Below are 18,392 nucleotides of genomic sequence, written 5' to 3'. Positions count from 1 at the left end.
TTCGCTTACCTGCGAGCAAGCCCTCTATGAGGCGGTGCAACAGGTCAACCAGCCCGCCGACCAGCCTGCACAGCCGACCACCTCGCACAGGACCACATGCGAGGAGCCACGTAGCGCGTGTCTGAAGGGCAGGCTCGTGGTGTCGCAATCGGGCTCCCCCGAGTTCGACCGACCAGCCAATCGCCAGGTAACTCCTGAAGCCTGTTCGCTTACCTGCGAGCAAGCCCTCTATGAGGCGGTGCAACAGGTCAACCAGCCCGCCGACCAGCCTGCACAGCCGACCACCTCGCACAGGACCACGCAATGTGTCCTGCAAGCGGCAAGATGAATTGCTATGCAGTTCGGCGCGCGATCGGCCTGCTTCATGCGCGCCATAACGACCCGATAGATGGGAGCCCCAGCAGCTCGCTTGAGTGCCTCGCGTGCGACCTGACTGACAGGTAGCAGTAGCGCCCGCATCAAGGAAATACGGGTGGACCAGCCAATGGCTTACCAGTTGACGACGCGGTTGAACTCCGGTAAGGCCAGGCCGCATGCAGGTTAGACCGGTTCCCAATTGCCCTGCAGTGTGGTTAGCCAAGGGGGCGACCTCAAGGCAGAACACTTTGCACCAAGTTGACGAGAAGAAGGGCCACCTTGGTCGCGCCGCACCAGCCCCGCCCGTGAGCGAAACCGACTGCGCAGCGAAGCGCTGACAGTCAAGCTGGCGAGCAGAACGCATCCTTGGCGCGCACTCAGCACACACGTACGTCCGGTCCAACGGCTCGCCGTCTGACCACACGACGTGGCACCGACTGTGGATGCAGCGCGGCGTCCCTATATGCACGCACACCGAGATGCAGCTACTCAAGTCAAGGGGAGTGACAACGGCTGTGCAAGTAGCCTTGCAAGTAGCTGTGCAAGTAGCTCTGACTGCTTGTTTCCGCAGGTGAGAACTCTGTGGTGCAATGAAGAGCAGCCCTTGAGCTATGCCCTCGTCCGAGGCGGATGGGCCACCAAAGATGGCTCCATGAGGGGCGCGCGGCGCCAGGCCCCGAGCTCGGCGTCGAGGCCCGACGGCAGGCACGGTGAAGAGGTCTTCTGTGTGGTTGCCTGCAATGTCGAAGATCGATGTGGCAACATGTTCTGCGACAGCCGTACTGGTCTGCTTCACGCCTTGCACGCTGCCTGCCTTCCCATGCTCGATCTACGTCTTGACCTGCGAGGAGTCTAATGCCGACAGACGTGCTCCCCTACAGCTTCGCCCTAGCTGAGTATGACAAGGATGAGCCTCTGGACATCCCCTGGGAGGACCTCTGGCATGTCTACGTCTTCGCCAACGACAAGGGCGGCAGCGGCAAGACCAGTGTGACGGCGAACTTCGCTCTCATGCTGATGCGCTACTTGAAGGAGATGGGGCAAGACCCTCGCATACTGGCTCTCGACATCAACGGTCAGGGGAACCTGGCCATCCATGAGTTTGGTGTCGACAAGCAGTTCCTTGACGAGGGCGAGGCCCTGGTTGAGGCCCTACGCAAGGGGACGCCGCTCAAGCCTGTGCCAGTCCGCCCTGGCCTCGATCTGATCGTCGGCGGTCCGAAGATCGAAGAGTTCGTCACGGACGTCTACCCGCGGCTTCGGTCCACCTTCACCAAGAATGCGGACCTCAGGCTTCTTCAGTGCCTTCTGCCGATCGCTGGCGACTACGACTTCATCCTGATCGACCTCCCGCCTGAGAACCCAGTGATGCAACGGCAGGGCTTGGCATGTGGCCGATGGGTGGTCATGTCGACGAAGACGGATCGAGGCTCACTAGACGGCACCAAGACGATCAAGAAGCACTTCGACGAAGCGCGGCGAGTCAACCCGTTGCTCACCATGCTCGGCGTCATCCTCTTCGCGACCGGCCGCAACTCCAGCCAGATTCACAAGAAGGCTTCCGACTACCTTCGAGAGATCCTCAAAGCCGGATACCACCGCTTTGAGCGCGTCATCGGACACAGCGAACTCGTGGCGAGCCTCTCAAGGGACGACGAGCATCCGCTGGTCGAACTCTTCGACCAGTACACCGGCGGCGCTAAGCTGCCCGACACCATCCAGTCCGTATACGACGACTACGAGACGCTCTGCAGGCAGATCCTCCAGCGCACGCAGGAGGTCCGCGAGATCATGGAGCGCCCGATTGAAGAGGAAGCTGACGCCCGATGAGTGACGAAGCAAAGGCCACCGAGGCAAGCGAAGACGACGACACCTACAACGTGCCGAACGTTGCTGCTCTCTCCGGCCGGCGCAGCTCCACGCGGACGGCGGAGCGTCGTGTCGAGCGCCAGGATCTGTCGGACGCAGACCTGGTGGGAGGCGGCGCAGCCCGTGGAGCATCGCGGTCGCGTGTAGCCGAGCCGATCGATGAGGAGCCGGAGGAAGAGGGTGCCGCTGGCGACAAGCCGGTCACCATCAACGTCAGCCCTGGCGTGGACCGTCGCTTGAAGGCGTACCGGAACAAGACCGGTCTGACTAACCTTGAGATTGTCTGGGAGGCCGTTGAGGCAGCTGGGGCGGCCGGCTGGGACAAGGTTGTCGCCGCTGCTGTGCCAGCATCCAACGGCCGACGCTTCGGGGTCCGCGCAAGCCAGACCCGCTATGCGGGGGTGGGAAGTAACTCCGTCTATACGCGCATGACGCCCGACGAGCGTAACGAACTCCGCCGCCTCGTTCGCGTCGCCAAGGTTCCCGACCGTTCGAAGCTGATCGCCATAAGCCTGAACTGGCATTTGCCCGGGGCTGCGGACAAGCCGGCCTGACGTAGCGCGGCAAGGCCCAACTCGTGGAGTTGCAGCGAGGCTGAACACCGCCACGCCGTCCCGCGTCACTGGGCTTGCCAAACGAGGGCGCGGGGACCAGACCACACGGCCCTGTACCTGAGTCCGTAATCGGGCGCGAGGGCCTACCCGGATCGGGCCCAGCGGACGTTGCCAGTGAGTCGCGTGGCTTCGGTGGCCCGCTCCGCGGGGAACAGAAATAGAGTCCCGGCGTCGGACGGCAGCACGGGAGGAGTTCCGATCGTGGGTGCGGCGGTGGCCTTGGATTGGTAGTTGCCGCAGGGGCTGGAGCGAGTGCTAGCTCCGGTGAGGTGGAAGTGGGCGCTGATCGGGCGGGCTCCGGTGCTGGCTCAGCTGGCGTGACTGGACCGGATCATGGGCCCCGGACAGGCGCCTGTGGTGCTGGCGGAGTGTCGGTTGGCCGCGTAGTGCGGGCGACCGGTGCGCGATCCGGTCGGGTGGCGCTGGAAGGCGGTCTGCCGCAGCGGGCGAAGTGCTAGGCGGCGGGGTGCGATGATCTAGGTCCGGCGTGTCCTGCGTTGCCAGGTCACGCGGACCGTCACTGGCGAGATGCTTCGCCTGGCGCTGGGGGAGTTCCGCGGAGGTGGAACAGCGGCTGAGTCAGGAGGTCGCCGAGGCGGCCGTCCGGCGGGGGCGGGCCACGGTTGAACGGCGCCCGGCGCCCCACTAGGCGTGAGGAACCCGCCAAGGCCGAGGCTGAGTTGGCGGCGCGGCCGTACACGGAGCGTGGGAACGGGCGACTGGTGGCCTGTGCCTGATGTGCTCGCAGCGGCGCGCGGCGCGGCAGGCTCTACCAGGCCGCGCAGTTCGCGGCCGTGGTCGTGGTCCTGGTGAACAAGCCGGGCGCGCTGGCCGGATACCCCTCGCTGCTGGAGCCGCAGCCGGGCAGACGGCGCAGCGGCTGCGCGGCGAGGGACACAGGAGGCGCTGGTGGCCTCGTAGGCCCGGAGTTGACCGAGGAGATGCTCGGCTGGGAGCGCGCGGGCGATAGAGATCGTGCTCAGCGGCCCGGGATACCCGGGCCGAGGGCAAGCGAATGGCCGCGGTCGAGCGGTTTCGACAGCGTGGCTGGTGAGGCGGCCTGGCGGTGCGCGGAGGTGTAGTGGCGCAGCGTCTCGGCTGGAGCCGGTTCGAGAGCAGGCGGACGGCGAGCTGTGCGGACCTGCCGATTGACGGTGCCAGTTGGTGCTGTCGTCGCGCTTGGGTGCGGGAGGCGGTGAGCGCGGCAGAACGCCAGTTGGGAGCTGGAATTGAGGTACGCGGGTCTTGCCGAACTCCAAGCGCTTGCTGGGGAATTGCCGCCGGTGCATGCCACCCGCTGCGGGACAGCGGCCTTCTGAGGTTTCCCCGAGGACGCTGGTGGCTGCGGGTGGCCGGCCACGAGGAGGTACCTCTGGATGTGAAGCCGAGTTGCCGGTATTTGGCCTTCCGGAAAAAGTCGGGCCTGGTTGTCGCCTGCGTGGGTGGTCACGATGGTCAACAGGGACGGCGGCGGTGCTGCTGCCGGTTGCTGAATACGGGCCATCGCTCACGTCATCAACGACATGTCCTGAGTGTCGGCTCCCCAGTTCAAGTGTGTAAGACGCCGTCCCATCGAGTCGGCTCGTGAAGCCGGTCGACGGCCTTCTCGCTTCTGACCATGAGGGAGCTTTCATGAACAAGTCTCGTAGGTTGCGTTGTTCGGCGGCTGGCCTGCTCGGCCTGAGTTTGGTCGGGGCTGGGCTGGCGACGGCTGGCTCTGCGCAAGCTGCGACGTCAGCGAAGGCGAGCTCCTGCATCACCATCAAGATCACGGGCAAGAAGGTCGCGGTGCGTATACCGGACCGCGGTGACACGGTCGCCGATTCCAACGACCCGGTGGCTCGGTACGTCTACCGGGGCGACAAGCTCAAGTCCTGTGTGATCGCGAATGGTTACGGGACCAGCTACAACAAGTGCAACAAGAAGGGCTACGACTGGTACATCGTGACCGGTGGCCAGGTTCCCCTCACGTGTGCGAAGCGAGCCTGAGCAGCGACGACAGTGGCGTCCCGGCCTCGGTCGGCCGTTGTCTCCGGGTGTGCGCCCTTGTGGCGCACACCCATTCCGGTTGACGGCCGCGCGGTGGCGTCCGGCGGCCCGTCTATGAGCAGATTCTGAGGAGTTCGAGCAAGTGGTGGATACGGGGGCGCGGCTGGTCGCGGCGTCTGTCGGCGTGATCGCGCTGGCGGCGGTGAGCGGCTGCGCAGGCGGCGCCGGTTCGGTAGCCGATGGCGACGGGGCTGCGCAGAAGAAGGAGAAGACGACGTTCTCGCTGGGGCAGGCCAGCCCGCCTCAGGAGAGCACGATGCAGAGCTCATCGGGCGCGACCTACACCGTGACTCCGTTGAAGGTGACGACCGGGACTCAGGCTGACCTGAACGACTCCGGCCTGGAGAAGGACGAGAGCGACGGCCCGCAGATCCCGGTGTTCGTGTGGTCGACGCTGACGCACACCGGCGGAAAGTCGATGGAGCTCGGGGACATGGACGATGACCTGGTCGTGCGGACCACGGGCGGGCAGCGCGCGCGTCCGCTGATCGTGCTGATGGGCTCGGCCAAGTGGCCCGACTGCCCCGGGTACGACACGAGCAAGGTCATGTCCAAGGGGGCGTCGGAGAAGGTCTGCACGGCCTTCCTCGTCCCTGCGGGACAGAAGCCGGCGGCCATCGAGGTCACGCGTGGTTTCTACAAGAAGCCGCTGGAGTGGCCGGTCGCGTCGTAGCGGCCACGCCCGGTGCGCCTTGTGCGGCAGGCAGACCGGCGTACCCGCCGCCGCGGCCTTCGCCGGCCGCCGTGGCCGGGCCCGAAGCTGAGCAGTGCTCGCAGCCGCGCCCGTCTCTCCCTTCCCTTCTCTTTCCTCCGTCTGATTCATCAGGAGACACGCCCGTGATTCGCCACTTCGCTTCTGCTGCTCCGCGCCTGCGCAGGATGTGTGTGCTCGCGCTGGGCGCGGGTACGGCCCTGACCCTGGCCGCCTGCGGCTCCGGCTCGGACACCGGCGCTGCCGCCAAGCCCGCCGCGAGCAAGTCCCCGGCGCCGCAGGGGATCATCACGATCGCGGCTGCCAAGGCTGTGGTGGACTCCTACGAATCGGCCAACAACCGGGCTAACAAGGCCCGGGATGAGCGGCTGCTGTCCACGGTGGAGTCCGGACAGCTCAACGAGCAGTCCGCGGCGGACTATAAGCAGTACCCGACCTGGTCGGCCAAGAAGAAGAAGGAGTACGGCACCAGTTTCTTTTACCAGAACCGCACCTACTACATCCCGGCCGCGGGCACGGCCAGCTGGTTCGCGGTCAAGGCCACCTCCAGCTATGGGGACCACCCCGAGGCGCTGCTCATTTTCGACAAGACCGGCGGCAGCGGCACCTACAAGATGACGATGGCGTTCTACACGCCGAAGGACGAGCCGTTCCCGACGATCGCTGTTGACAAGTACGGGCTCGCCCAGGTCGCCAATCCGTCCCAGAAGGTGGGCGAGCGCTCCCCGTCCGAACTCGGCGGTCTCTACGAAGACTTCTTCGAGTCGGGCGGCACGAAGAAGGCGGCGAAGGTGTTCGCGTCCAGCGACTCCTCCAAGGAGTCGACCAAGGTCTACCAGGAACGCAACGACGGCAAGCTCGCCGCCTACACCACCAAGAAGTACTTCGCCCAGGACCCGGCGCACCCCACCGTCTACGCGCTCAAGCTGGCCGGTGGGGGAGTGGTCACCGGATTCCCGACCGCTCACACTCAGGAAGAGATGCTCAAGCCCCAGTACATGAGCAGCTTCCAGATCGGCCCCAACGACGAGGAGGCCGTCTACGACCAGAGCAAGCGGACGGTGATCACCGACACGTTCCAGGGTCAGGGCCTGGCCGAGATGAGTCCGGCGAGTAAGCCCAAGGTCTTGTCGATCGAGTACCGGATGACCGATTCGCGCTGACCGGCTCCGGTGATCTGGTCACCCCGCTGGGCTCGAGGGGCAGGTCACCGGGCTGGGGCTGGTCACCGGCCGTGCTGAGCGAGCCGTGTCTGTGGGGACAGGGCGCTGTCGGTGCCGGCGCATAGAGTGCCCGGATGTTGTAGACGGGGGGAGAGGGCCCTTGATGATCAGCGGACGTCTCGGCGTCTGGCAGCTGCTCGTGCTGTTGCCCCCGGCCATCGCCGCCGTCCAGTTGCTGTTGCCCTTCGCCTACAGGGTGCGGCCCGCCCAGCTCGGCCGACGTGCAGCAGGATTCGCCGGTGTGTGGGCGGTCTTCGTCTTCGTGGCCCTGGTCGAGCCCAGGATCGCTGAGGCGGTGCGCGGCGCGCTGGGCGCCGACCGCCCTTTCGCTGCGGACTCCCCGATTTTCACCGCAGTGTTCGCGGTGATCATGGCGGGGATGATCGTGTCCGCCTCGGTGACCGTGGTCGGCGCGTGCCGCAGGGAGGTGCGGATGAGGCCGGTGGCACAGGCGGAACTGCCCGTTTTACGCCCGCTCGCGGCGTCGGCTGTCCGTGCGGACGATGACTGGGCGGTGCAGGCCGTGGACTTGGCGGAGGAGGAGCTGCGCAACGGCCGCGGTGCCCAGGCGGTGTCGCTGCTGCGCTCGGCCGCCGTGGCACTGTGCGAAACCGGGCTCGACGCGGCGGACGGCCGCGCGGCCGCCGAAGTCCGTGACCGCCTCGCGGTGGCCGGCCAGTCAGCCGGCGGTTCCTGAACCGAGGCAGGCCGCCGACCATGGTGCGGTACGACGCGGCCGTGCGACGCCGCCCGTGGAGACCCTGTTGTCAGGTCTTGCGTGCCATTCCCGCGTACAGGCAGACCTGCTCGCTGTTGAGGAGGCCGGGGCCGCTGCCGGCCTCCGGGCGCCAGCGGTGCGCCGGCACCAGGCCGGGCTCGACGAGCTGGAGGCCGGAGAAGAAGCGGCGGATCTGTGACCGGCTGCGCGGCTGGGCGACGATGCCGTGCCGGGCGCAGACCTCGGTGACCGCGCGCCACGTTGCGGGGGAGAGGCCACCGGTGCAGTGACTCAGGCTGAGGTAGGAGCCGGGAGCGAGCTGGTCAACGAGACGGCCGACGGCGTCGTGGGGCTGCTCGGCGTCGGGGACGAGGTGCAGTACGGCGTGCAGGCTCACCGCGACAGGACGGCCGAGATCGAAGACGTCCTCCTCGGCCACGGTGGCCAGGAGCTCCTCGGGCCTGGTGACGTCGGCCGTCATGACGCGGGTCCGGCCCTCGGGTCGGCTGTCGAGGAGTTCGTCAGCGTAGACGAGGACGATCGGGTCGGTGTCGGCGTAGACGACCCGGCAGTCGGCCGCTACGGCCTGGGCGACCTCGTGCAGGTTGGGACTGTGGGGGAATCCGGTCCCCAGGTCGAGGAACTGCCGTACGCCCTGGCGCGCGGCGTAGCGGACGGCCCGGTGCATGTAGGCCCGGTTCACGCGGGCCGCGGTCTCGATCGCGGGAAGGATGCGCATCAGGTCCCGGGCGGCATCCCGGTCCACGGTGTAGTTCGTCTTCCCGCCGAGGAAGTAGTCGTACAGGCGGGCGCTGTGGGCCCGGTCCTGCCCCAACGCGTCCTGCCCGTAGGGGACATCGGAGCCGGGTGACTCGCTGGCCGGCGTGTGATCGGACATGCCGACGACGGTAGGCGTCGGTCAAGCCGGGCGGATGCCGCTCGCTGACGTCATGGGTGCCTTCACGCTGGTCAGCAGCGTGCGGCCACGGTGGAGTCCTGGTGCAATTGCATGCGAGGAGGCCTGCGGCGCCGTGTCCCGTGTGGGCGGTGCGAGAAAGCCGGCCGCGGGTGTCACACCGCGGCCGCGACTGGCACCTGTAGCAGACGAAGAGGCGGGCATCCCCTTTCGTCCGCCGTGGAACGTGACCAGGAGCAGCTCGATGACCGTTGTTGTCCCCGTCTCGCCCACCCTGCCTGCCGACGTCCTCGCCTTCGTCCGGCATCCGCCGGCGGCCCGCCATGCCCGGCGCGAGGGGGCACGCCAGTTGCTGCGCGCGCCGGGCGTACGGCCCTTGCTGGAGGAAGCCGTGCACCTTCCGCACCTGCGGCCGGGGGTTTTGGCCCTGGCCCAGGTCGACGTCGGCGACACCCTCGACACGGTGTTCACGGCACGGGCCGAGCACTGGATGCGCGTCGCTCGCGCCACCTGGCAGGAGTCCGCGGCGTTCTGCGCCGACGTGGCCTGGCAGGCACGGCGCGACGGCCGCCGCCTGGCCGAGGAGATCCCCCGCGACGGCGCCCAGGACGCGTTCACCGCACGGACCCGCATCCACCTTCTCGGACTCGCCCTGCGCTACGACTTCCGCCGGGCCGCCCTGGAGGAACTGCTGCGTACTCACCGCGGACCCTGGGACGTCTTCACCCGCGCGCTGTACGCGTTCGCGCTGCTCGGCCAGTCCAAGCCGCAGGGACTCCAGGTGATGGATGAGGTCCTGGCCAAGGCCGGCGACGACGTGACGGTGCTCCACACGCTGCTGCACGGCCTGTGGCTCGGCGACGGCATGCTCCAGCGCCACCAGCACATGCTGGGCATCCTCTCCCGGCCGCCGTTCCGCCGCCGCACCGACCCGGTGGCCCTGTTCACAGAAGCCACCGCCCTGCGGGAGATGCGGTGCTTCGGCGAGGCCCTGGCCACCATCGACCGCGCGCTGGAACTGCTGCCGCCCGGCGACCCCGGCGTCCACGACGACCTGGTCCGGGAACGAGCACTGATCATCGTGGCCCGTGAAGCCAGCACGTGGACCCCTGCTCCGCCCACTGACTCTGCGCCGTGACCCAGGCTCGTGCGGCTGCGGACACGACCGGCGTGCCGCAGCGAGTCCGGCCGCGGCGGTGCCCACCGCCGCGAGGAGCAGCCCAGTGCGCACGGCCTCCGGCGGCGAGGATGCCCACCCGCGGCAGGAAGCGGGCGCGGTCGCGTGGCAAGGGGCGGTACGCCGGCCCAAGCGGGCCCTTGCCCTGGACGTCCGCGAGATGGCGCACCGCTTCATGTCACACGAGGGCGCCGTTCGGCACCTGTAGCAGACGAACACGACGATGAAGGAGGGACCATGCCACTCACGTCGACGTCAGAATCATCGGCACCGATGCGGGGTACAACTGCAGGGGCAAGCGGGTGGCGATCCACACCGTCTTGGATCGGTGACATCTCGCAGGCTCGCAGCCTCATTTCTCCCGTGCGGCTCATCGCGGCCCGGCTTCACCAGGACATCACGCACGTGAGCCTGCTGCCTTCTGCTCGCACGATCCAGCAGCTCTTCGGCGTTGCCGGCGAGACCGTACGCAGTGTGATGCGGGTGCTGAAGGACGAGGCGTTCGTCCCCCAGGGCCGCGGTACTTCCGTGCGGCTTGAGCAGGAGTCCGCCTCTGCGACCGTCGTCGGTCGCCTCGGCAGGACGCCCGGTCCGGCGCTGTACCAACAGATTGCCTTCGACCTCCGTGAGCAGATCACGGCGGGCGGACTCGCCCAGGGCGCGAAGATGCCTTCGGGCCGTGAACTGGAAAGGCGCTACGGGGTGGCGTCCATGACCGTCCGCAGGGCCCTGCAGATCCTGCGTGACGAAGGACTCATACGCACCGTCGGCCGGAGCAATGTCGTCGCCTGGAGCAAGGACGACTCGCGAGCGAGTGTCGCAGAGGAGGCACCAGGCGCGGGCCTGCGCCACACCGTGTCCACCATCACCGACACAGCGCTCGATGAGCTGTACGCCGAACTCACGCAGCTCCGGCGCCGCGTGGCGGCCCAGCAGGGCGTCACGGAGCCCGACTGCGTGGCCCGGCCGGCTCCGGGAACTGATCCCTTGCGGCCCTGAGCGTCGACGGCTGGACCACCTCCGGGTCTCCGTACCGGTCGTCAGGGCCGGGACACAGGCCCCGGAGGGGGAGGGACGCGTCGGGCACCGGCAGTCATCGCAGCCAGCACCCACGCGCCCGGTCGATCAGTTCGGGCCGCTCGCATAAGCGAGGTGGGCGAGCAGCAGCACCGATGGACGGCCCAGGACATCCTCGGCATCCCCGTGGGCGCGGTAGAGGGCCAGAGCGGCGTCGGCGAGCGTGAGCAACTCATGGCGCCGGAAGGCGACATCGACGTCCACGGCGTGCGGACGGCCTTCGTCGAGGTCGTCCAAGACCAGGGCCAGGCGCTCCAGCAGCGGCTGCGCCGCCTCCGGAAGCGGCGTACGGGCCGACGCCGCGTGATGCTGCTGGGCAAGGAGGTGGCACGCACGTGCCAGGACCACCAGATCCGTCCTGGTCAGATCGCTGCTCGTGAGGGGCACCATGGCGGAGTCGGCCAGCCCGAGCACCCGCCACAGCCCGGCGGGGGCACGGTCATCGGGCGCGGGCTGGCCGGCGCAGGCGCAGCGGCCAGAGTCGGGGAGGAATTCCGCGCAGCCGGGGCGTGGGCACAGGTCGGTCTCGGCGACAGCGGCGAGCACGAAGCGCAGCCACAACCGGCCGTCGCCGGACCGCAGGTGCAGTGCCTCGGCCGACGTGCACCAGGCCGTGCCGGCAGGATCGGCTCGCAGGACCCGTCGGGCCGCCACCAGGACGTCCAGGCCGGGGAGTTGACGATGACCGGGATCGGCGGGAGCGGTCCAGCCGGTATCGGTGCGGACGTGGACGACGTATTCGGCGTCCGGGTCGATCACCCGGCGGGCGGCGGCGTAGTTCATGCGATTACTCCGTGGGTGGCGGGGCGAGGGTGCTCGTGCTCGCCCGTGTTGTTCACCTCGACCAGCAGCAGGCCGGGCCCGCCGTTGTGGTCTTCGATGTGGACGTAGGGCACGTCGGTGGCCGGGCCCCACTGGTCGCGGCGGCGGATGAGGACGCTGATGCCGAAGACGGCGATCTCGTAGACGTCGCTGGGGGTGTTGTCCTCGGGGCTGGCGTCAACGACGGTGATCGCCGCGTCGCGGACGCGCGCCAGGTAGGGGTCGGACACGGGGCGCTCCAAGGGAGACGGGGAGGGAGGTGCGGTCAGGGGCGCGGGACGGGCGCAGGGGGGAGGTCGTCGGGGGTGGCGATGCCGAGGTCGACGCGAACGTGGAGTCCCTCGACGAGGAGGTGGGCCTCGGCGCGGACGATCCGGCCGACCCTCTCGGGCTCGTCCAGGTCGCCGGGCAGCCGAAGGGTTCCGTCACCGCACCTGGTGAAGCCGACGTCGGTCAGGATGGCGTGCGCCCGGGGTCCGGTCGCGATGGCGGTCACCGTGGTGCCTTCGACGGTGATGTGGGCGTCGGGCTGGCCGGCGGGGGAGGGGGCCAGGCGGGCGGTCCAGGCGAGTTCGACGATGTCCAGGGTATGGGCGAGGAGCCGGCCGATCGCATCCCCGGTCCGTGCGCCAGTGCCCGGGGTGCCGGGAGGCAGGAGATAGATAGTGCGTCCGCGATGGGCGCGCTCGGTGAAGCCCGCCGACGTCATGATGGCGGGGCCGTCGGCGATCGGCCGGTTCAGGAGGGCGAAGGTCCAGCCGTCGTCGGTCGAGCCGAAGAAGACGTCGTTGTGGTCGACGAGTGCCATAAGGGGGCCTTTCTGGAGAGGAGTTCAGACGGGAAGGGGCACGACGGGGGGCCGGGGAGGGCGGACGGGAGTGGGGGAGAGGGGTGGCTATGCGGCCTTGTCCAGGTAGGCGCGCAGCTGGCGCAGAGCGGGGAAGATGTGCCGGGCGCGGCCCTGGTGGTCCTGCTCGGCGAAGTCCCGCTCCTCGCTGCTCCAGCAGTAGGCGACGACGTCGGCCAGGCTCGTGCGGATCGCGGGAGGCAGCATCGAGGCCGGAGCGCCCGCAGCTGCCAGAGAAGTCGTGTCGGCGACGGGCACGTCGCCGATCTGGTCCAGGCGGAGGGTGCCCGGCTCGATGCTCAGCGCGCTGATGCGCACGCCGCCCGGGTGCGGAGCGGCCGGGTCGATCTCCTCGCCCTCCATCGCCTCCACGCGGGCGCGGGCCTCGGCCACCGACGTGCCGGCGGCGCGCACCATCACGGTGGCCAGGGCGAGGAAGGCCATGTCCGAGCTGGCGGTCGGCGGGGGCGTGTAGGTGGCCGGGTCCAGGGCCGCGAGGGCCTCGGCGATCGCCGCGAACAGCCGGGAGGGCACGAGGCTGGAGTATTGGAGCAGGGTGAGCTTGTCGGCCGGGGCGCTCGCGGCGTCGATTGCGTCGAGGACCTGCTGGTCCTCGGTGTCGTCGCAGGCCCATGCGGACGCTTCGGCGAGGAGTGCTTCGAGGAGGGTGTCGGCAGTCGCGGTGGTGCTGGTCATGGTGCTGGGGTCCTTGCGTCGGTGCCGGGCCGCGCGAGGAGGCAGCCCGGCCATCGGGGGGTCAGGGCAGGGCGGGAATGGGGTGGGACAGGCTGAGCCGGGTGAGGTGGGTTCGGCTGTTCCAGGTGTCGATGCAGTCGGGACAGGTGGCCATGAGGGGATCGGTGGTGACGGGCCGGCCTTGTGGCCTCCGGCACATGGCGATGTCCGGGAAGGTGGTTTTCATGGAGAACTGTTCGAGGGGAAGGCCGGGCTTCCAGCGCCTCTCGTCCACCTCCTCCGAGATGCACGCGTCGGTGGAGGGCACCGGGGGAGCCTCGTGGACGGCAAGGGCGAGCTGGAGCAGCCGGTCGCGCACCTGGTTTCTCGGGCCGTGGAGGGCGATGCCGTTGCTGCCGGTCCACACGGCGACGGCGATCTCACCTGGCTCGACCACTGCGCCGTCGATGTCCTCTCCGGGGAAGAGGAGTTGGGCGGTGCTGGTGGCGTGGGCCCATTCGAGGCGGTCACTCATCGGGGAACGGTCCTTTGCTGAAGTGGGGGGAGGAGTTCGCTGGTCGGGCGGGGCACGGTGTCCGCGCCGACGGACAGGTGGGGTGCTCAACCGGGCTCCCAGGGGCCTGGACGGACGGCTTGCTCAGGCGGACAGGACGAGGCGCATGTGCTCGCCGAAGGCGGGCTTTTCGAAGCGGGTCAGAGCGTCCAGTGCGGCCGCGATGTCCTCGTGGACGGTGCGGTCCCGGAAGCCGCCGGCGATCTCCGCGCACTGTCCGCCGTGCATCGTGCGTACTTCGGCACCCCGCCAGCCGGGACCGTCGAAGTAGTCGAAGACGACGGCATCCGGCATCGGCCCGTCGAGTTGCCCGAAGTGAGCGACCACCGCGCGGTGCAGTGCCCGCCACTTCTGTTTGGGCACGTCGTACAGGCTGGGGGTGATGTCGCCGACCGGCCTGCCGGAGCGGCCCCAGCCGCAGCCCTCGCAGTAACGCTGGCCTCGGTAGTTGTGGGCCCGGCAGTCGGCGTTGCCGCATCGCCACAGGTATCCGGCTGCACAGGCCGCCTCGTGGATGACCTCGGCCGCCCGGTCGTCGGTGTGCTGGACCAGGCGGGCTATGACACGCGGGACGACGTCGCTTTCGGACACGGCAGTTCCTTACGTTGTAGGGCTGGTGGGGGTGGAGGTGCACTGGCAGTGCCAGGTAGGGGAGGGAGGGCGTGAGGTGGCCCGGGGCTGTCGGCCGGAGCGGCTCCCTCAACTACAACCAGACTACATCCTGGAATATTGAATTGCAACGCATGCGGTGGGGTGCGACGGACACGCCGGCCTGCCGGACGCCAAAGATCAGGACGCGGAGGGCGGGGCGGAGACGTGCGTCCGGCCGCTGGGCCGCTGCCTACGCGTCCCGCAGAACGCCTTCCAGGGAGCAGGTAACTGGCCGCTGCCCTCAATGACTCAACTGCCAGGCCGCCGATTCCGGCGCGACGGGCCGGCCGGACACGGGCCGATCCGAGCCGCTGCCCGTCCCACAGTCGCAGCACCGGACGCGTCCGTGCGGGCACCCCTGCACCCCGTACGAAGCCCCCCGACTCGCAGCGACGTACTGCTCGGTCTCAGAGGCCGCTGGCGTCGACCATCCAGTAACGGCCCCTGCACACAGTGATGTTCGCGGCGTTCAGGTCGACCAGGCCGGCCCGGGGGTAGGCATTGCCCGGCGCGGTGCCGTCGTTCGGCAGGTACGGCATCGCCAGGACCTCGACCTCGCGGCCTGTGCCACATACAGGGTCGGGCACGGTCCACAGCGTGGTCGGCGGCGCGTAGGCATACCCCTGATGGCGAAGGCCACGCAGGGTGCGGTGCTCGCGACGGTTGCGGCCGGGCTGCGTATCGATCTTGTAGACGGTGGTCCGTGCCGGGTTGAGGATGACGGCCCGGTGCGCGCCTTCGCCGACCGGCCTCCAGCCGGGCGGGTCGCCGTACGGGCTGTGCTCCGGGACCCAACCGGCCGCCACCTCCGCCTCCGCACGTGTTCCCACGACGGGATGGGCAAGACAGCGTCGCCCTGTCCGCAGCAGGAGGCGCAGTCCGGGAATCGGGATCGTCCCGCCCGCGTCAACGCCGGGCAGGGCGCCGACCGAGTCTGGAGGGTCCCAGACGCGGACCACGCTGGTGCGGTGCCACGTCGCGGTGCCCGTGCGGGGCGGGAGCAGATCGACCGTGTAGGTCTCGCCGTCACCGAGGTCACCGGTGACGGTGCCGTGAGCGCCCCAGTCCTTGTGCGAGGCGATGCACTGGACAGTCGTCCCTGGCTGGAACATCAGGCGCTGTCCGTTCCAGGGCACTGTGCTTCTGGCTCACCTGGGAACTGCCGCGACAAGTTGGAAGGCACCTGCCGTTCACTCGCCAGGGCGTGGCCTGCGGTGCCTGCCCCGGCCGGCCCCGAGAGGCTGGGACTGAGGTCCTGGCACGATCGACGGTTCTGCGGCCCACGGGTACAGGATGCGTTTCGCCTCGGCGAGATCGGCCGCGAATCCGTGCGGTTCCCAGGCATACCCGTTCCACCGTTGGATGGCGCGGGGCGCGTCCGGGTTGAGGTGGGAGCCCTTGGGGCCGTCGCCGGAGACGAGCGGCACGGCGCGAAGCTGTCCGATCTTCTCGTCGCGGCGTTCCGCCCAGTCCGCCAACGGCTCGTCGTCCATCGTGCTCCCTACGCTCCGAGGGCTCCAGCACGGGCAGAGTACGGCATCGCCGACTGGTCAGTTGGTGTATCCCATCTCCTCCAGCCGCCGCCACAGCGCTGCCTCGGAGGCATCTGCGGCGGCCTGGATGGCGACGAGGGACTCGGCGTACTTCTCCTCCCACCTGCGGTAGCGGTCGTGAAGCTGTCCGCGACGGGCACGCAGCCGGTCCTCGACCTCGGTCTGGAACCGGTCGCGCAGGATTTCGCGGACGAGTTCGCGCTCGCCGCCTCGTGCTTCGAGCGCCGACCGCTCCCGCTCCAGCCGCGACCCGCCCGGCAGTGCGTCGGGCGGCGGGCAGATTCCGGCCTCCAGTTCCTCCGCGTGCGCTCGGGCCGTCCGCAGCGCCGCCCTGTCGGCCTTTCCGCCGGAGGCCGCCGCTGCCACGGCTTCCTCGGCCGCGCGCAGTTCGGCGGCGAAGCCGGGCAACAGGCCACCAACCACGGGGTGTTCGTACGCGGCGCGCCGCTCGGCGGCGGACGGCCGGCGGGACGTGCCGGTGCGGGGATCGAGCGCCGGCTCCAGCCGGTAGCGGACCTCCTGCAGCCAGCCGTCGACCAGGCCCGGGTACCCGTGCTGGGCCAGAGCGGAGAGGTCGGTGCGCGACGCGTCCCACCAGGCGGCGAACGCTCCCGCCACCGCGTCGGGATCCAGCGGCCCGACCGGTCCGAGGCGCTCCAGCAGCGAGGCGAGCATCGCCTCCCGGACGACTCCGACATGCCCTGCACCAGCGCGGTCCGTGCCCGCGAGGGTGTCCAGAGCGGCGGCCGACTCCTGCCACCAGGCGGCGAAGGCCGTGCGGAGGGCGGACTCGCGGGGTGCTGCCAGAACTTCGAGACGGCCAGCATCGGGACGCTTGCCCTGCGGCAGGAAGTCGACGTAGTCCGCGTCCTGCTCGCGCACGGCAAACAGATCCGTGACGGCCAGCCCGTACGCGTCCAGCAGCTGCTGGTGGGCGGTGATCTCCGCACGCGGCATGCCGCCGTACAGATGCGCGCGGACATCCTGAGGTTCCGGATCAGGACGGTTGTCGACGTAGCGCCGGATATTGAGGTTGTCGCCGTTGTCCGCCAGTTCACGCCGCTCGACGGCGCGGGCGAAGCCGGGCACGTGGGCGGCCGCGTGGAAGGCGGCGGTCACCTTCGCGACGTGCTCGGGCAGCATCACGTTGCGGGTGCGCGCGGCCCGGTGCTCCTGGTCGGCGTTGATGAACAGCACCTTCCCGCGCAGTGCGGGGCGTTTGGTGCCCGGGGAGCGCAGGACCAGGATGCAGGCGGGGACGCCGGTGTTCGTGAACAGCCCGGCCGGCAGGCCGATGACCGCCTCGATCACATCGGCGTCCAGGAGGGCGCGGCGGATGTCCGCTTCGGCGCGGTCGCGGAAGAGCGGGCCGTGGGGCAGCACGGTGAAGACGCTGCCCCTGCGGTCGCGGACGGCGTGGAGCATGTGCTGCACGTACATCCAGTCGGCCCGGCCTTTCTCGGGGGCCGTCCCGTAGGGCATGCGCTCGGCCGCGTCGGCGAGCGCGGCGAAGGAGTAGTCCATGGAGAACGGCGGGTTGCTCAGCACCAGGTCGAAGCTGCTGCCGTGCTGCGGGTCGGCCAGGGTGTCCCCGGTGCGCAGGTCGAAGTTCCGCACGCCGTGCACCATCAGGTTCAGCGCGGCCATCGCCGCGGCCCTCGGGTTGACGTCCTGCCCGGCGAGCGTGAGCTTGTCGGCGTCACCGGTGTGCTCGGCGACGAACCGGGCGGCCTGGATGAGCATCCCGGCGGAGCCCACGCACGGGTCGTAGATGCGGGCGTCCGCTTCGGGACGGGCCAGTTCCGTCATGAGCTGGACCACCGCGGCGGGGGTGTAGAACTCGCCCCCGGCCGACGGGGAGGCGAACTTGCCCAGAAGCGTCTCGTAGGCGGCGCCGAGCACATCCGGGTACGCCAGCGCCGCCTTGTTCAACGGCAGGGCAGTGAGGCGGTCGATGAGGGCGCGCAGCCAGCGGTCCCACTGGCCGGCGTGACGGCGGCCGAGCCGGTCGATGTCCAGGTGGGCGAACGCCTCGGTGAGCTGGGGGTGAGCGGCCGCCATCGCCTCAAGGGCGGGGGACAGGCAGCTCTCGGCGATGTGGTCGGTGGCGGCCGCAATCCGCTCCCACCGCGCCTCCGGCGGAACGTACAGGCTGCCGGCCTCGGCGTGGGCCTCGGAAGAGTCGGCGAGGTGCGCGGCCTGGTCCGGGCTGCTGCCCTGCGCCCGGGCGGCGGCCGACAGGCGCGCCCGGGCGGCCGTGAATTCGTCGCCGGCGTGTTTGAGGAACACGAGCGGCAGCAGGCAGTCCTGGTACTGGTGCGGGCTGATCGGACCGCGCAGCACCTCGGCGGCGGCCAGCAGGTGACGTTCGAGTTGGGCAAGGGACACGGGCACGGCGGATTTCCTTCGGCGGGGAGAAGCAAGAGGGGGGCGGCCGTGCCCGGCCAGTCCGGGTGGGGACGGGGCGGTGGGGGGGGGGGGGGCGGGGGGCGCTGCTTCTGGGGGCGCCGCCCGCCGGCGCGCATCCCATGCCCCACTCGGTGCTCCGGCTCGACGTG

At 69.5% G+C, this 18,392-nt stretch carries 20 protein-coding genes; 9 read left to right on the top strand and 11 right to left on the bottom strand.

What is annotated here, in order from left to right; translation table 11 throughout:
• From ABZ896_RS19970 to ABZ896_RS19960, 3 genes are all read left to right on the top strand, one after another.
• The coding region (locus ABZ896_RS19970; protein ID WP_360930360.1) for a hypothetical protein at positions 1-328 on the top strand (328 nt) is incomplete at its 5' end.
• Between the two features lie 884 nt (positions 329-1,212).
• Complete coding sequence (locus tag ABZ896_RS19965; protein WP_360930358.1) at positions 1,213-2,187, top strand: ParA family protein; 975 nt, start codon at positions 1,213-1,215, stop codon at positions 2,185-2,187.
• Positions 2,184-2,780 (top strand): hypothetical protein, encoded by a 597-nt coding sequence (locus ABZ896_RS19960; protein ID WP_360930355.1) that lies wholly within the window; start codon positions 2,184-2,186, stop codon positions 2,778-2,780. The genes ABZ896_RS19965 and ABZ896_RS19960 overlap by 4 nt, the downstream gene beginning before the upstream one ends.
• A gap of 829 nt (positions 2,781-3,609) precedes the next feature.
• Here the strand turns inward: ABZ896_RS19960 and ABZ896_RS19955 are convergent.
• Entirely contained in the window at positions 3,610-3,738 is a 129-nt protein-coding gene (locus ABZ896_RS19955) for a hypothetical protein (protein ID WP_360930352.1), read from the bottom strand.
• A gap of 734 nt (positions 3,739-4,472) precedes the next feature.
• Between ABZ896_RS19955 and ABZ896_RS19950 the strand changes: the two genes are divergently transcribed.
• The 4 genes from ABZ896_RS19950 (at position 4,473) to ABZ896_RS19935 (ending at position 7,521) form a co-directional block, all read left to right on the top strand.
• Positions 4,473-4,829 (top strand): hypothetical protein, encoded by a 357-nt coding sequence (locus tag ABZ896_RS19950; RefSeq protein WP_360930349.1) that lies wholly within the window; start codon positions 4,473-4,475, stop codon positions 4,827-4,829.
• Between the two features lie 142 nt (positions 4,830-4,971).
• Positions 4,972-5,562, top strand: a complete 591-nt coding sequence (locus tag ABZ896_RS19945; RefSeq protein WP_360930346.1) for a hypothetical protein — start codon at positions 4,972-4,974, stop codon at positions 5,560-5,562.
• A 164-nt stretch (positions 5,563-5,726) separates the two neighbouring features.
• Positions 5,727-6,764: a hypothetical protein gene (locus ABZ896_RS19940; RefSeq protein ID WP_360930343.1), complete on the top strand. Its 1,038-nt coding sequence runs from the start codon at positions 5,727-5,729 to the stop codon at positions 6,762-6,764.
• Between the two features lie 163 nt (positions 6,765-6,927).
• Entirely contained in the window at positions 6,928-7,521 is a 594-nt protein-coding gene (locus ABZ896_RS19935) for a hypothetical protein (protein ID WP_360930340.1), read from the top strand.
• 70 nt (positions 7,522-7,591) lie between these two features.
• Here the strand turns inward: ABZ896_RS19935 and ABZ896_RS19930 are convergent, their stop codons facing one another.
• Positions 7,592-8,440 (bottom strand): SAM-dependent methyltransferase, encoded by an 849-nt coding sequence (locus tag ABZ896_RS19930; RefSeq protein WP_360930338.1) that lies wholly within the window; start codon positions 8,438-8,440, stop codon positions 7,592-7,594.
• A gap of 262 nt (positions 8,441-8,702) precedes the next feature.
• Here ABZ896_RS19930 and ABZ896_RS19925 point away from each other — a divergent pair, with 262 nt between their 5' ends.
• A complete protein-coding gene (locus ABZ896_RS19925; RefSeq protein ID WP_360930335.1) occupies positions 8,703-9,596 on the top strand; it encodes a hypothetical protein in 894 nt (297 codons plus the stop codon).
• Between the two features lie 402 nt (positions 9,597-9,998).
• The gene (locus ABZ896_RS19920; RefSeq protein WP_360930332.1) at positions 9,999-10,634 is read left to right on the top strand and encodes a GntR family transcriptional regulator; all 636 of its coding nucleotides are present in this window, start codon (positions 9,999-10,001) and stop codon (positions 10,632-10,634) included.
• Positions 10,635-10,760: 126 nt separating this feature from the next.
• On the opposite strand, the gene ABZ896_RS19915 is transcribed toward ABZ896_RS19920, so the two are convergent.
• The 9 genes from ABZ896_RS19915 to ABZ896_RS19875 form a co-directional block, all read right to left on the bottom strand.
• Positions 10,761-11,495: a hypothetical protein gene (locus ABZ896_RS19915; protein ID WP_360930329.1), complete on the bottom strand. Its 735-nt coding sequence runs from the start codon at positions 11,493-11,495 to the stop codon at positions 10,761-10,763.
• Positions 11,492-11,764 (bottom strand): hypothetical protein, encoded by a 273-nt coding sequence (locus ABZ896_RS19910; protein WP_360930326.1) that lies wholly within the window; start codon positions 11,762-11,764, stop codon positions 11,492-11,494. The genes ABZ896_RS19915 and ABZ896_RS19910 overlap by 4 nt, the downstream gene beginning before the upstream one ends.
• A gap of 35 nt (positions 11,765-11,799) precedes the next feature.
• Positions 11,800-12,342 carry a hypothetical protein gene (locus tag ABZ896_RS19905; protein WP_360930323.1) on the bottom strand — a complete coding sequence of 181 codons (543 nt, stop codon included), beginning with the start codon at positions 12,340-12,342 and terminating at the stop codon, positions 11,800-11,802.
• A gap of 87 nt (positions 12,343-12,429) precedes the next feature.
• The gene (locus ABZ896_RS19900; RefSeq protein WP_360930320.1) at positions 12,430-13,077 is read right to left on the bottom strand and encodes a hypothetical protein; all 648 of its coding nucleotides are present in this window, start codon (positions 13,075-13,077) and stop codon (positions 12,430-12,432) included.
• A 61-nt stretch (positions 13,078-13,138) separates the two neighbouring features.
• On the bottom strand, positions 13,139-13,591 hold the full coding sequence (locus tag ABZ896_RS19895; protein WP_360930317.1) for a hypothetical protein: 453 nt from the start codon (positions 13,589-13,591) through the stop codon (positions 13,139-13,141).
• 123 nt (positions 13,592-13,714) lie between these two features.
• Positions 13,715-14,221: a hypothetical protein gene (locus ABZ896_RS19890; protein WP_360930314.1), complete on the bottom strand. Its 507-nt coding sequence runs from the start codon at positions 14,219-14,221 to the stop codon at positions 13,715-13,717.
• 467 nt (positions 14,222-14,688) lie between these two features.
• Entirely contained in the window at positions 14,689-15,393 is a 705-nt protein-coding gene (locus ABZ896_RS19885) for a hypothetical protein (RefSeq protein ID WP_360930311.1), read from the bottom strand.
• A 78-nt stretch (positions 15,394-15,471) separates the two neighbouring features.
• Positions 15,472-15,774, bottom strand: coding sequence for a DUF6087 family protein (locus tag ABZ896_RS19880; protein WP_360930308.1), 303 nt, complete (start codon positions 15,772-15,774; stop codon positions 15,472-15,474).
• A 57-nt stretch (positions 15,775-15,831) separates the two neighbouring features.
• Complete coding sequence (locus ABZ896_RS19875) at positions 15,832-18,228, bottom strand: class I SAM-dependent DNA methyltransferase (protein WP_360930305.1); 2,397 nt, start codon at positions 18,226-18,228, stop codon at positions 15,832-15,834.
• Positions 18,229-18,392 lie beyond the last annotated feature (164 nt).

Source organism: Streptomyces sp. NPDC047072 (assembly GCF_040643855.1).
Classification (GTDB): Bacteria; Actinomycetota; Actinomycetes; order Streptomycetales; family Streptomycetaceae; genus Streptomyces.
Note: the sequence above shows the minus strand (reverse complement) of the source record. Positions and strands in the feature narration are given on the sequence as shown.

Bases quoted from the DNA above. Each gene is read 5' to 3' on its own strand.
- ABZ896_RS19965 (WP_360930358.1), top strand. From the start codon at position 1,213: ATGCCGACAGACGTGCTCCCCTACAGCTTCGCCCTAGCTGAGTATGAC.
- ABZ896_RS19960 (WP_360930355.1), top strand. From the start codon at position 2,184: ATGAGTGACGAAGCAAAGGCCACCGAGGCAAGCGAAGACGACGACACC.
- ABZ896_RS19950 (WP_360930349.1), top strand. From the start codon at position 4,473: ATGAACAAGTCTCGTAGGTTGCGTTGTTCGGCGGCTGGCCTGCTCGGC.
- ABZ896_RS19935 (WP_360930340.1), top strand. From the start codon at position 6,928: ATGATCAGCGGACGTCTCGGCGTCTGGCAGCTGCTCGTGCTGTTGCCC.
- ABZ896_RS19930 (WP_360930338.1), bottom strand. From the start codon at position 8,440: ATGTCCGATCACACGCCGGCCAGCGAGTCACCCGGCTCCGATGTCCCC.
- ABZ896_RS19925 (WP_360930335.1), top strand. From the start codon at position 8,703: ATGACCGTTGTTGTCCCCGTCTCGCCCACCCTGCCTGCCGACGTCCTC.
- ABZ896_RS19915 (WP_360930329.1), bottom strand. From the start codon at position 11,495: ATGAACTACGCCGCCGCCCGCCGGGTGATCGACCCGGACGCCGAATAC.
- ABZ896_RS19905 (WP_360930323.1), bottom strand. From the start codon at position 12,342: ATGGCACTCGTCGACCACAACGACGTCTTCTTCGGCTCGACCGACGAC.
- ABZ896_RS19900 (WP_360930320.1), bottom strand. From the start codon at position 13,077: ATGACCAGCACCACCGCGACTGCCGACACCCTCCTCGAAGCACTCCTC.
- ABZ896_RS19895 (WP_360930317.1), bottom strand. From the start codon at position 13,591: ATGAGTGACCGCCTCGAATGGGCCCACGCCACCAGCACCGCCCAACTC.
- ABZ896_RS19885 (WP_360930311.1), bottom strand. From the start codon at position 15,393: ATGTTCCAGCCAGGGACGACTGTCCAGTGCATCGCCTCGCACAAGGAC.
- ABZ896_RS19880 (WP_360930308.1), bottom strand. From the start codon at position 15,774: ATGGACGACGAGCCGTTGGCGGACTGGGCGGAACGCCGCGACGAGAAG.